A 14311-nucleotide genomic window follows, 5' to 3' on the forward strand; every position below is an offset into this window, starting at 1 on the left:
CTCGCCCGCAGGGCCCCACTCGAAGGGCGCGTACTCCGGCTCGGGGCCGACTCACCCGGGTCATCGCACCGCTCACGTCACGACATTCGGGAGTCCCCGTACCGGACGAGGTTCGAACGCACGGCACCAAGCTGATGGAGCAGGCCGCACAGCGCGCCCGGGGCTCGGTGAGGGCGAAACGGATCGTGTGACTGCGTCCCACAACCGCACGGTGCCGTCCTCGCCGCCGGAAACGATCCGCGTGCCGTCCGGACTGAACGCCACACTCCACACGATGCCGGTGTGGCCGGTGAGCGGTGTGCCGAGGGGCTTTCCGGTGGCCGCGTCGCAGCTACCGACTCAAGGACCGAGACCTCGGCCGCGTCCCAGCGGCCAAGACCAACGACTGACCAAACCACCAGGGGTGGGTCCGGATTCAACGCGGAACGACCGGGTCACGATTCAACCGAAGTTGACAGGCTCGGGCCGCGACGTCGTCTGTCCGGTCACAGCCCACGAGATCACCTGTCGGTTCATGATATTGATGCACAAGCTGAGGAGGGCAACAAAGGGAATCGGATCATCCGCGCTGAGCGAGCTACCTCATCCGACATGGGGGCCGACAGGAACCGGAAATCTGGCCGCCCTAACTCGAGACCGGGGTGAGGTTGAGCGGCAATGGGTCTCGGATGATGACGGGTGCGCGAGTACCTGTCCGCGTCTGACCACTTCACTGTCGGTAAGCAACTCGGCTGCGCAGGACTCGGTGAGTTGGTTCGAGTCAGAGGCGAACAAAGCAGCCGGGCCTGAGTGTAGTGCCGCGGACGGTGCCCCTGCGCGACACCGAAATTCGCGACTGAAGCCAGCACGGCGATCCCGGAGCAGTCCAGGTACTGGGCCTGCTCGCCGGCCACGCATCCGCAGCGTCGCCGACACCATCGAAACCCGCGCCAACCTCGCCGGATTGACCGGCGAGCACCGGCGCGGCGTGGACGACGCGGTCCGCTATCTGCGCGGCCACGCCGATTACCTGCGCTAGGACAAAGCCCTCGACCAAGGCTGGGCGATCGCAACCGGAGTAATAGAAGGAGCAGTGCGTTATCTCGTTGCCGACGGCCTCGAAATAGGCGGTGCCAGATGGGGGATTGGAGGGCGCGGAAGCAATACGGCGTCTACGCACCGTCATCGAAGACGACGACCTCGACCAATGCTGGGCGTACCACCTCGCACGAGAACACCTCTACCCCGACGATTACCAACTCATGGCCTGATCAATCGTCACTAGAGACGGGCCGCACCCACTCGGATAATGGTGATGGAGTGTCAAAGACGCACGCGTACATGCCATCCAGATCGGCGAGTGGGAATCTTCGGTCGATAGGGGCACTGGCCTGTGGCACAGTGACGCAGGCTCCGTGCTATCTCCTGATACGGGAGAGCCGCTCCGCGAAGAAGGAGACGGCCGCGCCATCCGCGTGCAAACGCATGGGTGGCGGCTATCTCGAGAATGTCGCGATAGGACTGCGGGAGCTCCACCGCGCCGACGGTCCCCGGCTCCCGCGCGGCGGTACCAACATCACACCGATCGGCGACCCGCCACCGGATCGCTCCTGCCAGGCACCATCGGCTCTCGCCTTCTCGCCGGCACCTCGTCGGTGAGTTCCGTTGCCGCAGCGAAGATCTCGACCATCGTCTCCCGCGTGATCTGCAACCCCCGACTGCCGCTCCTGGACGGCCACCTGCTCGCTCGGCTCGGCAACAGCGTGCCGCCATCGTTCGGACCTTCGTCCGATCCATCCCCACCGCTACTGGGCCCGTGCGGTGTACATCGCAGCACCTCCAACCGGGCTCACCGAAACAGACTCCACGACAACGGTTTACGTGGCCCACTAGGCCGATAACGGTCGAGCTGTCGTTCGCGACCTCACCGCGTTACCGTCCGACGATGATCTCGGGCGTGACCGGAAGCTCGAACGGCATGTGCGGCAGCGGATCTCGCTGCGGCGGTCGTCAAATAGTCGGCGAAATCGCCTGCGGTACTGCGCGAGACGGGCCTGAGCGCGAAGGGGACAGGCTCAACCCGCCGCGATCACCATAACGGGATCGACGACAAGGCACACAGTGACCGCGCGCCGCAGTTCAGCCAGCAGTTCTACCAACCGCTGGTCGACCCCCGAAGCGGCCCCGGGCCGCCCTGTGTGCGTTGTCCGCTGGTTCCAGCGAGCGGGTGTTTCAGTGTCGTTTGACCTCGATGTACACCGGTCGATATGCCCTGTTGGAGCCGGTTACCCGACGGTAAACTCAGCGAACATCAGACTTTGCGCCGACTCGACGTCGTTACCAACGCCGAAGGGACGAGATACGCATGAGCACACCTGAGACCACTACATTGTCGGCGCAGTTGCGCGCCGTCCTGGCTTTGACCCACACCGAAATCAAGATCGCGGACACACGCATCGCACAGGCCCGCACCGAGGCGGCCCGCCGTGCCCTGTCGGACAACGCCGAGGATGCCCGCGACCGCGCTCGCGCCATCGAGGCAGCCATCCATGAACTGGGTGATATCCCGGAACGAGTCGCGCCCTTCCTCGGGCGCGGTGCCGCCGCGGTCAAGGCCGTGATCGACCAAGCGCAGCCGTTCGACGAAGCCCTGCTCGGTGACCTGTCCCTCGAACACCAACTCCTGGACCGCGCCCGCTACATCAAGGCCCTCGCGACCACCGCCGGACACCCGGGCATCGTGGCATTGGCGCAGCGATTGATCACCGCGCACACCGAGACCATGGACTGGCTGACCACCGTGCTGACCGAGGACGCCCTCGGCGGACCGGCCGCCCTGCGCCACACCCGCCTGCAAACCGGCACCGGGACGCTGGTCAAGCTGGGACACCGCGGTCGGCACAGTCAGATCCGCGCTCATGGAGACCAAACGACGCTGCCCGAGAGAGCAGCGCACAGTCCTGGGTGGTGCCGGATGGGCGGGGTTGCTGACGCGGTATGTGCTGGCGGAACTGGAGTACGCGGGAGTCGACCACCGGGTCGGTGTCTACTTCTGCCTCGACAGCAGCAAACCCACCGCCGCTGAGCAGAACGCACTGTTCGATGTCGGCAACATGCCCCTGCTGCCCAGAAGTTTGAAGATCACCACCGACGGCGTCCCCGATCTGGAAGGACTCACCGCGCACGACGATCCGGGCCTGTCGATGTTCGATGACGCACTCTACGCCTCCGCATCGCCCGCAGATCCCTCATGGATGACCGAAGAGCAGGGATGGTGGCTGCTGGACCGTCTCGCCTGAAAACGCGACGTGATGGGCGCGGCCGGACTGTGCTGGCCGCGCTCACCCTCAAACCTGGATAGATCTGCTCCGCCGAGGGCATAGCCTCGCCGATCGCCCAGGACTCGACGACGACAGCGCTGCGTAATCATCCCCCTGGCTGCCCAGCAGATCAGCCAGACAGGTTTGTAGATCGGCAGACCGGACACTCCGTGGGAGAAATGCCGCAGACCCGGGTCAGCCTGAGCAATCTTCTGGCTATTGCCAGGGTGGTCGAACCGGAGCAGTGTGATTGGCACCGGTGGTGCTATTGGGGCGCTGCCCCCAGCTACAGAGGAGGTGGATCGTGTTCGCACGTTCTACCGCTGTCCAGGCACACCTGTCCTGTCTCGATGCCGGGTTCACGCACATGCGTGAAGAGGTGATGCCTCAGCTGGACGGCATACCCGGTTGTATAGGACTGTCCCTGCTGGTCGATCGCCGTACCGGCCGGTGCATCGCCACCAGCGCATGGGAATCGCAGCAGGCGATGCGCGACAGCGCGACCCGGGTGTACCCGCTTCGCGACCGCGCCGCGCGGATGTTCAGCAGCAGCGACGCTGAGGTCCAGGAGTGGGAGATCGCTGTCCTGCACCGCGATCACCACTCGAGTCAGGGTGCCTGCGTGAGCGCGATCTGGGGCAGGACCGCCCCGGACCACCTCGACTCCGCGACCCAGGTGTACAAGTCCGCGACTCTACCGGCGATGGAAGAGTTCGACGGGTTCTGCAGCGCCAGCCTGATGATCGACCGGGCAACCGGGGCAAGGCGTCTCGTGCGCCACGTACGACAGCACCGAAGCGATGGAACGCAATCGCCAGCGAGCGACCGCCCTGCAGGGTGAGTCCACCCGCCAAGCCGGTGTCGAAGTAACCGACATCGGTGAATTCGAGCTGGCGATCGCGCATCTGCGCGTACCCGAACTGGTGTGACCACAGCGCGGCGCGCGCAGGATCTGTTAGGTAGCTGGTCTCGCCTGGGAACGGTGATCGTGGGGGAAGGTGACCCCCACGACGACGTCTGGATGATTTTTGACGAATAAATGGCAGATGGCCGCAGGTCACCCGGTACGGTTCGGGCGATGACCTGCGGCGGCGCATTTGGAGAGCACATCGGTAACTCCCCCAGGGGCGGAGGTCTGGGAGTGTCGGATTCCCGACAGTCCCGGAGGTCTTCGTGGCCGTTCTACAGGCCGGGCATATCGGTGGAGCCCTCGATTTGCCGCTGCATGTCCTCGGCCGTGGTGTCGACAGCCCGGTCCCAGCGGGTGGCTCGTTGAACGGATCGTTCAGCCATTGGCAGGCGATTTCTTTGTTCTCTGTGGTCATCGGGACTCTTGGAGATGGAATGTCGTCGAGCGGTGGCCTATTTAACGGCTGAGCCCGCGTCGACGCGAAGCTGGGTGCCGGAGACGTATCGCCCCATATCGGAGGCGAGGTAGAGGACCGCATTGCTGATGTCGACCGGATCGATCCACGGAATGGGCATTGAATTCAAGCTTTTGAAGGCTTCACCGGCTTTGTCTTCATCCTCGGCACTGCCCGCGGAGAGCCCCACACCGGGCAGGAACAGGTCGAAGGTGGCCTGATTGATCGCCATACCTGTGCGCACGGTGGTCGGATGAATCGTGTTGACCCGGATCATATGCGGTCCCAGTTCGACGGCCATCGACTGCATCAGACCGACCACGCCTGCCTTGGCAGCAGAGTAGTGGTTGAGGTTCTGCAATCCGACATGAGCGGAAGAGGAGGAGATCATCACGATCGAGCCCCCGCCACGATCGATCAGGTGCGGCACCCCCGCCCGAGAAAGGTTCCACACTCCCGTGAGATTGACATCTATGACCGTCTGCCACTGTTTCGGAGTCAGTTCTTCGGACCTGTAGTACGAGGTGATGCCCGCGTTGGCCACGACGATGTCGAGCCCGCCCAGTTCGCGGGCTCCCCGGTCGACCAGGGCGGCGACCGCGTCGTAGTCGCGCGCGTCCACCTGCGCGGCGACGATGCGGCGGTCGAGCTTCCTGACTTGTTCGATCGTGTCGTCGAACTCGTCGGCGGTGGCGAGACTGTAGGGGACGGTGTCGATGTCGCAGCAGATATCGAAGGCGATGATGTCCGCGCCTTCTTCCGCAAGGCGGATCGCGTGGGCGCGGCCTTGTCCACGCGCAGCACCGCTGATGACCGCTATTCTGCCATCGAGCAAGCCCATGATTTGTCCTAATCAGTTCTGGGAGTGAGCCATCCGGCAAACTCCTTGGTGGTAGCCGGCCGGTAGGTGAGCACTCTGGTTTTCCGGGGCCCGTCGAGTCCTGAAGAAAGACAGTGCCCCTGCCGGTGGGCCAGGAGAGTTGATCGCTGCTGGGATGTCGTGCCCGCCGCCTCGGCGCCGCGAGCACTGCTTGATTAGGTCGTTGATAGTTCTCCTGCGGGCTACTAAAGGTGGTGATCTGGCGAGCGCGGGAGATCTGTTGCGGCCATTCGTAGGTGATGACTGGGCCGAGGCGCATCAAGATGTGGAGGTGATGGACTCGGCGGGCCGGCGGCTGGCCAAGGCCCGGCTGCCCGAGGGCGTGGCCGGGTTGGCGAGGCTCCACGCGATGATCGGGGATCTGGTCGGCGACGACGCCGACGAGGTCGAGGTCGTGATCGGGATCGAAACCGATCGAGGCCCTGGGTCGGTGCTCTGGTTGCCGCGGGTTACACGGTGCTCGCGGTGAATCCATTGCAGGCGGCGAGGTTTCGTGACCGGCTCGGGGTGTCCGGCGCCAAGAGCGACGCCACGGATGCGCACATGCTGGCCGACATGGTCCGCACCCACGCGCATGAGCTGCGGCCGGTCGCAGGTGATCCGGCCCGCGTCGAGGCAATCAAGGTCGTAGCCCGCACCCACAAGACGATGATCTGGGAACGGACCCGCCACACTCATCATCACGAGCTGACTTTGCGCTTCGTCCGACACCGAGATGTTCTCCGCACGAGCGGGTTCGGTCAAGGCATCGCGCCTGCTCTTGTCACGCTGCACCCGTCGCATTCTGTCCGGCAGCCACCGACAGGGTCTCGCCGGTGATGTGCTTGGCACCCTCGGACACCAGGAACATCAACGCATCAGTGATCGCCTGCGGTTCGATCCACGGCATACCCTGCGGCTGATACCGTGTGAACTCCTCGGCAACGTCGTCGATGGTCGGGCTGTCCAAGTCGGGTCGGAATAACCCATACATCTTGTCGTTATGGATGATTGGTGTATTCACACAGCACGGGCAGATGACGTTGACGGTCGTTCCGGTTGTCGCCACTTCGAGCGCCACCGTTTTTGCCAAACCGATCACCGCCCATTTCGAAGCAGAGTAGTGACTGAATTGTGGATACCCGCCTTTGCCGGCCATCGACGACGTGATGACCACGCGTCCCGACTTTTGGCTGAGCAGGTGCGGCAGTCCCGCATGAAAGACGTTGAAGACACCCTTAAGATTGATATCGACAACAGCATCCCATTCATCGGGATCCATATGGCGAAACTCGCTGATCGCCATGACTCCGTGGTTGATGGCGAGAATGTCGAGGCGGCCGAAGGTCTCCACTGTCTCTTCGACGGCGCGTGAAACACCGTTGCGGTCGCGTACATCGAGCACGATCGGCAGGACTGTTCCGCCGGCTTCCTCGATCATGCCTCTGGTTGTTGTCATGTCCTCGAGCGTGGAAAGCGGGTAGCCGATGCTCTTGACGTCCTTACAGACATCGAAGATTGCGACCGCTGCACCCGCTTTAGCGAGTGCCACCGAATGGGATCTGCCCTGTCCACGAGCACCACCGGTAACGATGGCGACTTTTCCGCTGAGATCTGTCATCATGCTCCTCTTTTCTGCTGGAAGGTCAACATCTCGATGTTTCCAAGCCTCCGACCTGCGTCGTCTGATCTGCAACAGACACAGCTGCATATCGACATCCTCGACAATCTTCGCGACCGCCTTGGAATGCTTTCTTAGTTATTAGTTCGAAAGCCGGCGGGCGTGGTCGGTTGGCGTCGCATATTTGGTGAGTATCGCGTCGAGCTCCGCGGACGGCGGATGGCGCGTCGGGACATGCCGCACGCTCTGCGGGCCCGAAGATCCACGAGTCCTGGCGGATATCGTGATGCGACCCACCCGGTAGGGTGTCACGACCGGCCGGCCACCCGCCCCGTCTCCCTCGCTTCGGCGACCATCGGCGAGTGCTCGGTGAAGCCGCCGTCGACCCTGATTACCTGGCCAGTGATGTAGCGGGCTGCGTCGGACGCGAGGAAGGCCACCACGTTGGCCACGTCCTCGGGCTGGCCGACGTATGGTGTGTCACAGTGCCGGGTGTATTGCGCGATCAGTTCCTCGCCGATCTTCAGCCCGGGGGAACTGAGGATCAGACCCGGCGCGACGGCGTTGCAGCGGATCCCCTGCTTGCCGTACTGGGCGGACACAGCGCGAACGAGCTGATTGATGCCCGCCTTGGCGACCCCGTAGACCGTGAGGTTGGGCTCTCCCATCTCGCCGGAGATCGAGGAGGTGCAGGTGATGCTTCCCCCGCCGGTCTGGAGCATCGCAGGGATCGCGTGCTTGCAACCGAGCATCGCGCCCAGAAGCACTGTTTCGAGCTGCGCGTGCCAGTTCTCGACCGTCATCTCGGTGATCGCCGGGTCTCCCGGATCCCACTGGCGTGAGAGGTCGGCCGCGTTGTTGTGCAGGATGTCGAGGCGGCCGAAGTGCTGCACGGCCGTGGCCACCATCTGTTGGACGTGCTCTTCGATGCGAACGTCGGCCTCGGTGGCCACCGCGACGCCCCCTCGGGACCGGATCACCTTGGCGCGCTCCTCGGCGACAGCACCGTTGATGTCCGCCAGCACGACAGCAGCACCAAGACGGGCCAGCGTGTTCGAGGTAGACGTGCCCTGTCCGACCCGGTAGGGGTCATCCTCACCGTGGTAAGAGGCCGCGCCGGTGACAATGGCGACCTTGCCGTGAAGATCGATCACGAGAACTCCTTGTAGTGAGAGGATTACCTGTGCGCAATAGTGCGTAGGCTCGGTTGTGAGTAGATGCGTCGCAGTACGTCAACCGGAACGAACATGACGCAAAGCCATGAACGACTCATGGATTCACAAAACACTGTCTGACGCGTGGCCCACCGGAGTTCCAGCCGTGCCGGAGCCCTGCCAAGCCTTCCTAGCTACCTGGTTGCGACTTGCTCATCGGAGACGGTCGCAGGGCCGGATCAGTGGACAACCGAAAGGCAATGTCTTCTGCGCAGTAATGAGTAGATGTCGCCTTGTCGTGCTTCCAGTTGCGTGAATATCCTGGTGCGGGCGGTGTCGGATTGGGCTTCGGGTACGCCGAGCAGGATGCATGGTTGCTGGGTTCGGGGTGCCAGCGCTTCGTTGAGTATTCGGTGCGGTGGTATGAGGACGAGCGGAATGTCGCGACCGTCCGCGACATTTCCGACGATGAGGCACGGAAGGGTTGTACCGTCGAGGTCGACTGCGTCGAGAGTTGTTGCACTACTGCGAAGCTGGCTGCTGTTTTGGGAAGTGTCACGCTGACGTGTCGCAAATGCGGACTCGGCCAGATCGCTCAGCGTGACTATGGCGAGTTCGTGGAACTGAGCGAACACGACGATTTCGGCTCCGGTGGCGATGTGAGCGGGGTGCTCGTCGCTGACGAGTGTGGCTATGGCCGCCGCCGGTGGGCGGCCGGCGAGCCGCATCAGCTCGAGGGCGGCCTCGGGTACGCAGAAGGACTGTGGATCGCGGTCGGTGGTGGTCCGGAGGGGAATAACGTGGCCTGGCCGAGTGAACGAGTCCGGAGCCGAATGGTCGGAACCGAGAAGCCGGATTGTTCGGGCGCGGTCGGCGGCGGATATTCCGGTGCTGATCTCGGTGGCGGCATCGACGGTGACACACTGGGCACTGCCCCTGTCGGTGCCTTGTTGCGGTGGGAGGTTCAGCTTGTCGCAGGAACGCGCTGGTAGCGCGACTTGGAGTAATCCCGACGTGTGACGGATCGCGAATACTGCGTCGGAGGTGCTGAACCGGTCTGCGGGGAAGACGATTTCACTCCACTGGGGCCACTGCGGATCATCGACGATGATGACGGCCTTGCCGCAGGCCGAGCTGCGGGCGGCGGTGCGCACCCTGGTGCTGTCCTGCTCGTCGTTGCGGGCTGGCGATTCGACGAGTTCCACTCGCCGAGGGGGTGAACGAAGTTCGCCGGTATTCACTGCAGGGTGCCTTCCCGCGGATCGGTCCGTGGATCAGTTACTGGCGCCGGTCTGTTGCTGGGCTTCGTACTTGGCGGTCGCGGCATTGATGGCGGCCATGGTCTCGGCCTTCCATTCGCCGTCGAGTACCCACTTGTTGTGTTCGCGGATCGGCTTCAGTTGTCCACGGAACTCGGGGATCACATGCTCGGCCCACAGCTGCACTGCATTGAGTTGACGCTCGTATGTGGTGAAGTCGGTCAGAGTCATGATGAAGCTGCCGAATCCGCCGGTCTGATCAGCGAGCCGACGGATCGTTTCGATTGCGGTGTCGGGTGTTCCGATCAGTACCGATCCCCCCGCGATGGCCTCGTCGATCATGTCCTCGACGTTCGGCTTGTCGGATGCCGGGAGTGGCGAGATATGTGCCAGGTAGTTCCAGATCTCTTCGAACCCGTGCTTACAGTCTTCACGCGCCTGGTCCTCTGTTTCCGCGATATGCGAGATGGCCGACAGCCGCCAGTTTTTCCGGGAGATGGTTCGGCCGGCCTTGGCCGCTTCGGTCTCCGCGATATTCCAATGTGACCTCAGCGCATCAAACGCGGCCGGGTTCGTGGACGAGAGGTTGATCATGCCGACGCCGAGACGGCCGGATGTCACCGGGCCGGAGGGCGATGTGACTGCAGCGACCACCACATCCAACTCGGGGACGGAGTACGGCAAGACCTGCAGTTTGGCATCATGCAGTTCGAACCAGTCCGACTTCGCGGTGACTGTCTCACCACGCAGCAAGCGGACGATGACCTCCGCACCCTCCAACATCATGTCCCGTTGCCTGCTGGGGTCGATACCCAGCATGTGCGCGTCCGAAAGCAGCTGGCCGGGCCCGAATCCCATCATGGCGCGACCGTGGGAGAGGTGGTCGAGCATCACCAGTCGCTCAGCCAGCAGGAACGGATTGTGATAGGGCAGCGAGTTGACGGCGGTACCGAGCCGAATGGTGTTGGTGCGCTGCGAGGCTGCCGCGAGCATCATCTCCGGCGAGCCTATCGGCTCGTGGCCACCCGAGTGGTGCTCACCGAGCCACGCCTCCTGGAATCCGAGCCGATCGGCGAGCTCGATTACCTGGAGGTCACGCTCGAACAGCACCGAGGGACTGACGCCGATTTTGTGGAAAGGCGCCATGAAGACACCAAAGGACGTGGGGTAATAGGACTCGGACATGCGGCACCTCGATGTTCGTCGTATCGGAAGAATCGTGCGGGTTGTTCGAAAGAGGGCGGGCTCGTTCAGTTCGGTGCTGCGTACTTGGCGAGTGTCGCCTCGATGCTCCCCGGTTCGATCCGCCCTCCCAATGCCTCTATGAGAACGATGGGGTCGAAATATTCACGGAAATGAGTTATTTTGCCGTCTCTGATCGTGAAGCGAGTTACGTACTCGTTCTTCATCTCGACCGGAACCACCAAGGTCATATCGCTCTTGTATTCGGCGATCACCTCGCCCGGATCCGAGTGAAACGTCTCGAGGGAGATATCGTACAAGCCTTCGGTGACGATGAAGACCGGCATTTTCTGAACGAATGCCAGAACATCTTCCTTGCCTGTAATTCGCTTGTCGAAGCCCGGTGGCGCGTATCGCATTTCGAAGACGACGTCGTCGGCGAGTAGCCGCCGCTTCTCCTCGAAGTCCCAGGCGTTGATCGCGTCGAGGTATCGACGGGCGATGTCGATGTTCGCTGCTCTCAGTTCGTCGTCTATCGGCACCCTGCGCTCCTGAACCTAACTGAACTCATTTCAGGAGGCTGACGTTATACCTGTGATCCAGGTCTCGTCAAGGGTTCCGCGGATGGTCGAGTTGGCAGCTCGAAGGCGGTCTGACATGCGGATGGCATGTGCTAACCTAACTGAACTTGATTCAGTTTTGCATGGAAGGGCGCGCAGATGCCGACCGATTCGAGGCCCACCGACCCAGGATTCACATCAGGTAACGATCTCACTCCCGAGGTCCTCAGATCCGCCTACGGTCGCTTCCCGTCCGGCGTCGCCGCTGTGTGCGCTGTCGTCGATGGAAAGCCGACAGGAATCTCCGCCAGCTCTTTTGTATCCGTTTCATTGAACCCCGCACTCGTCTCGGTATGTGTGGCACTCACCTCGACAACATGGCCGACACTGAAACGTGCCAGCACGTTGGGCGTCAGCGTCCTGGCTGACGCGCATGAGTCCGTCGCGAAGGCACTCGCATCTCGCAGGACCGATAAATTCGAGGCCGTTCAATGGGTCCGAGACGAGTCGGATGCTGTGTTCATCAATGGGGCCGCATTGTGGCTCACCTGCGCAATTTACGAACAAGTTCGGGCCGGCGATCACGATATCGCAGTTCTCGCGGTCAACGGCGTCCGGGCAGACACTGCGGTATCGCCCCTGGTTTTCCACGACAGCAACTTTCACCGAGTGGCCGCACCCGAGGCATGGGCAACGAACTGAAGGGCATTCCAGAATGTATGTGAGCGTCACCAGCGAATCCGTAACCGCCCACGATATGTCCACTTTGGACAAGTTCGACTTCTTGTTGACCGTCGATCGGGACACAGCCGACGCCGTCCTCAGAAGCGAAAACCTTGGATACCTTGCGGCCGACTCTGCATTCGCCGCTGTCGACTGGCTTGTTCGGCAGGGACGACCGAACGACGACGAATGGCGCCGTGACTTCGATGCGATGCTCGCGTATGCGGCCGGCAAAGGCTGGTACGACGGACAGTACGTCCAAGGACACATCCGCGACCGTGGATCTCGGCCGGCGACCACAGCCGACTGATGGGCAACCTGGTCGGCCAATCGTTTCGGTACTGGTCGGCGGGAGTTTCCAATGGGCCCGGGGCGCGCAGGTCGGCGCGATCGGGACTCGGGACTGCTACAGGATCAGGTGACAGATTGGCCTGCCCACCTCCGGGCCGGCGCGGCGGGCCGCGCCGCGACCGAACCGTCGGGATCGCCTTGACAAGGGCTTTCAACGCTTGGGAGTCATGGACGTTGGCTGCCGAAACCGCCACGGACAGAGGGATTCTAGCCCGATCGGACAACACATGGATCTTCGAGCCCGGCTTGCCGCGCTCGGTCGGGTTCGGACCGGTCAGATCGCCCCCTAATGAGCCCGCACACTTGCCGCATAGGCCACCGCCCTGGACCAACCGACCCGCAGCACCCAACTCGTCCAGCACCGCACAATGCAGCCGCCGCCACACCCCGGCTATCGTCCAGACAGTGAACCGACGATGCGCCGTCGGCACACTCACCCCGAACGACGGCGGCAGCATCCGCCACGCACACCGCTGCTCGGCAACATGCAACACCGCCGTGAACACCACCCGCTGATCCACCGACGCCAACCCACCACCCTGCGTCCCGAAGGGCCGATGCATCCTGCGCAGCAGCTATTGCGCTGTCCCGCAACCCACTACCAGGCCCGCCGGTGATATGACCATTGGACTCGGGACGGTACCCCTCGCGGTCGAGTTCTTTCCGGACCCGTCCCCAAGTAGGCATCCTCGACCCCGCCGATCGTCCGCTCGAAGACTCGCAGCGCGCTGTGGACATGATCGTGGTCCATCCAATCGACGACGTCCAGATAGCTCTGATACCGGCACCGACGTTCACCATCCTGGTTCCGCGGCTCCCGGCCGGGCACGAAACCCCTCGTCCTGCCACATTTCGTCGATCTCACGAAGAACGATCCCGGGTGCGAATTCGCGGAACGCGCGACGCATCGCCAGAGAAACCAGGACGGGCCGAGGCGCTTGGTACTGCACGGACCAATCCTAAAGAGCCACTGCGACCCTGGCTTCGTCCGGGAGTTGCGACCAGATCTGATCGGCGTCCACGCGAGAGAAAATCAGTAACACGGCCGCCGCCGTTGCCGGACGACCGGCCCGGCGACGTACGGACAATTTCTGACAAATAGATGACAAGTGACCGCAGGTCAGACGGTACGGTTAGATACCGTGACCTGCGGCCCTACATTTGGCAAGCACGTTGGTAACTCACCGGGTACGTCCAGAAGTCCTCTGGCACATAACCGCCGGCCCGAAAACCGAGTCCTCAGGCACTCAACGACCCGCTGAAGTCGCGGGGAGGCGGGCATGTGAGATTCGCACGTATCTGACGAAGGCGACGCCGTCCTCGAACACGCGACTGGTCAGCACCCGGAACCGATGTGGTTCCGGTAGACGCGATCCCGGCCCGAACAACGCTCGCCCACTACCCAGCACGATGGGATGCAGCTTGAGGAAGATCTGATCGATCTCCGGCAGCAGCGCCTGCGCGAGCACACCGCCCCCGCACAACCAGATGCCAAGGCCCGGTTCACGTTTGAGCTCTCGCACCCGCGCGAGCGGATCGGCGGCGATGAGTTCGACATCCGGATCGGGATCCTCGGGCAGCGTTGCGGACACCACGAATTGGCGCAGATGCGCGTACGGGCTCGACGTTCCGGTGCGTACGCCGAAATCGTGCGTTCGGCGGCCCATCAGGACCGTATCGAAGGTTGTCGCGGGTTTGTCGAGGCCCTGTGCCTCACGCACCTTCGTCGGCAGGGTTTCCGGATACTGCGCGGTGATCACCGGGATGTGATCACCGCCGACGGGGAAGAAATCCACCGAACCGTCGCCGGTGGCGATGAATCCGTCGATCGTCGAGGCAACGTAGTAGGTCAGTTTGCGCATCTGTCCTCCTCAACAGCCGGATATGGCCGTAGTGAAGACGGTAGCGCGAGCAAATCCGCAGCCGCCGGGTTTTGCGT

Annotated in this window: 10 protein-coding genes and 5 pseudogenes; 6 read left to right on the forward strand and 9 right to left on the reverse strand. The window is 62.9% G+C overall.

What is annotated here, in order from left to right:
- Positions 1 to 72: 72 nt before the first annotated feature.
- Positions 73 to 303: pseudogene (locus ON40_RS55830) on the reverse strand (WD40 repeat domain-containing protein); the annotation flags it as partial.
- A gap of 2041 nt (positions 304 to 2344) precedes the next feature.
- Here ON40_RS55830 and ON40_RS55160 point away from each other — a divergent pair.
- The 3 genes and pseudogenes from ON40_RS55160 to ON40_RS38705 form a co-directional block, all read left to right on the forward strand.
- Positions 2345 to 2863: pseudogene (locus ON40_RS55160) on the forward strand (ferritin-like domain-containing protein); the annotation flags it as partial.
- A gap of 34 nt (positions 2864 to 2897) precedes the next feature.
- Positions 2898 to 3278 (forward strand): hypothetical protein, encoded by a 381-nt coding sequence (locus ON40_RS53580; protein ID WP_169541985.1) that lies wholly within the window; start codon positions 2898 to 2900, stop codon positions 3276 to 3278.
- A gap of 325 nt (positions 3279 to 3603) precedes the next feature.
- Positions 3604 to 4228: pseudogene (locus tag ON40_RS38705) on the forward strand (hypothetical protein).
- Positions 4229 to 4661: 433 nt separating this feature from the next.
- Here the strand turns inward: ON40_RS38705 and ON40_RS38710 are convergent.
- Positions 4662 to 5504 carry a mycofactocin-coupled SDR family oxidoreductase gene (locus tag ON40_RS38710; RefSeq protein WP_085997873.1) on the reverse strand — a complete coding sequence of 281 codons (843 nt, stop codon included), beginning with the start codon at positions 5502 to 5504 and terminating at the stop codon, positions 4662 to 4664.
- Between the two features lie 313 nt (positions 5505 to 5817).
- Between ON40_RS38710 and ON40_RS55165 the strand changes: the two are divergent.
- Positions 5818 to 6242, forward strand: a pseudogene (locus tag ON40_RS55165) (IS110 family transposase); the annotation flags it as partial.
- 64 nt (positions 6243 to 6306) lie between these two features.
- Here ON40_RS55165 and ON40_RS38720 read toward each other — a convergent pair.
- From ON40_RS38720 to ON40_RS38740, 5 genes are all read right to left on the reverse strand, one after another.
- On the reverse strand, positions 6307 to 7143 hold the full coding sequence (locus tag ON40_RS38720; RefSeq protein ID WP_040830425.1) for a mycofactocin-coupled SDR family oxidoreductase: 837 nt from the start codon (positions 7141 to 7143) through the stop codon (positions 6307 to 6309).
- A 308-nt stretch (positions 7144 to 7451) separates the two neighbouring features.
- The gene (locus ON40_RS38725; RefSeq protein ID WP_040830392.1) at positions 7452 to 8297 is read right to left on the reverse strand and encodes an SDR family NAD(P)-dependent oxidoreductase; all 846 of its coding nucleotides are present in this window, start codon (positions 8295 to 8297) and stop codon (positions 7452 to 7454) included.
- 239 nt (positions 8298 to 8536) lie between these two features.
- Complete coding sequence (locus ON40_RS56380) at positions 8537 to 9538, reverse strand: 3,4-dihydroxy-2-butanone-4-phosphate synthase (RefSeq protein WP_083896243.1); 1002 nt, start codon at positions 9536 to 9538, stop codon at positions 8537 to 8539.
- A gap of 33 nt (positions 9539 to 9571) precedes the next feature.
- Positions 9572 to 10741: an LLM class flavin-dependent oxidoreductase gene (locus tag ON40_RS38735; RefSeq protein ID WP_040830393.1), complete on the reverse strand. Its 1170-nt coding sequence runs from the start codon at positions 10739 to 10741 to the stop codon at positions 9572 to 9574.
- A gap of 65 nt (positions 10742 to 10806) precedes the next feature.
- The gene (locus ON40_RS38740) at positions 10807 to 11280 is read right to left on the reverse strand and encodes a nuclear transport factor 2 family protein (RefSeq protein WP_040830394.1); all 474 of its coding nucleotides are present in this window, start codon (positions 11278 to 11280) and stop codon (positions 10807 to 10809) included.
- A 177-nt stretch (positions 11281 to 11457) separates the two neighbouring features.
- Between ON40_RS38740 and ON40_RS38745 the strand changes: the two genes are divergently transcribed.
- Both ON40_RS38745 and ON40_RS55175 read left to right on the forward strand, forming a co-directional pair.
- The gene (locus tag ON40_RS38745) at positions 11458 to 12000 is read left to right on the forward strand and encodes a flavin reductase family protein (protein WP_040830397.1); all 543 of its coding nucleotides are present in this window, start codon (positions 11458 to 11460) and stop codon (positions 11998 to 12000) included.
- Positions 12001 to 12019: 19 nt separating this feature from the next.
- Positions 12020 to 12331, forward strand: coding sequence for a hypothetical protein (locus ON40_RS55175; protein WP_245568181.1), 312 nt, complete (start codon positions 12020 to 12022; stop codon positions 12329 to 12331).
- 127 nt (positions 12332 to 12458) lie between these two features.
- Here the strand turns inward: ON40_RS55175 and ON40_RS55180 are convergent.
- Together ON40_RS55180 and ON40_RS38755 are read right to left on the reverse strand one after the other, a co-directional pair.
- Positions 12459 to 12935 (reverse strand): annotated as a pseudogene (locus ON40_RS55180) (transposase); the annotation flags it as partial.
- 684 nt (positions 12936 to 13619) lie between these two features.
- Positions 13620 to 14234 carry a dihydrofolate reductase family protein gene (locus tag ON40_RS38755; RefSeq protein ID WP_051194239.1) on the reverse strand — a complete coding sequence of 205 codons (615 nt, stop codon included), beginning with the start codon at positions 14232 to 14234 and terminating at the stop codon, positions 13620 to 13622.
- Between the last annotated feature and the right edge of the window lie 77 nt (positions 14235 to 14311).

This window comes from Nocardia jiangxiensis NBRC 101359, from assembly GCF_000308615.1.
GTDB lineage: Bacteria > Actinomycetota > Actinomycetes > Mycobacteriales > Mycobacteriaceae > Nocardia > Nocardia jiangxiensis.

Excerpts from the sequence above, each read along its gene's own strand:
- ON40_RS38710 (WP_085997873.1), bottom strand. The coding sequence starts at position 5,504 with ATGGGCTTGCTCGATGGCAGAATAGCGGTCATCAGCGGTGCTGCGCGT.
- ON40_RS38745 (WP_040830397.1), top strand. The coding sequence starts at position 11,458 with ATGCCGACCGATTCGAGGCCCACCGACCCAGGATTCACATCAGGTAAC.
- ON40_RS53580 (WP_169541985.1), top strand. The coding sequence starts at position 2,898 with ATGGAGACCAAACGACGCTGCCCGAGAGAGCAGCGCACAGTCCTGGGT.
- ON40_RS38755 (WP_051194239.1), bottom strand. The coding sequence starts at position 14,234 with ATGCGCAAACTGACCTACTACGTTGCCTCGACGATCGACGGATTCATC.
- ON40_RS38720 (WP_040830425.1), bottom strand. The coding sequence starts at position 7,143 with ATGACAGATCTCAGCGGAAAAGTCGCCATCGTTACCGGTGGTGCTCGT.
- ON40_RS38735 (WP_040830393.1), bottom strand. The coding sequence starts at position 10,741 with ATGTCCGAGTCCTATTACCCCACGTCCTTTGGTGTCTTCATGGCGCCT.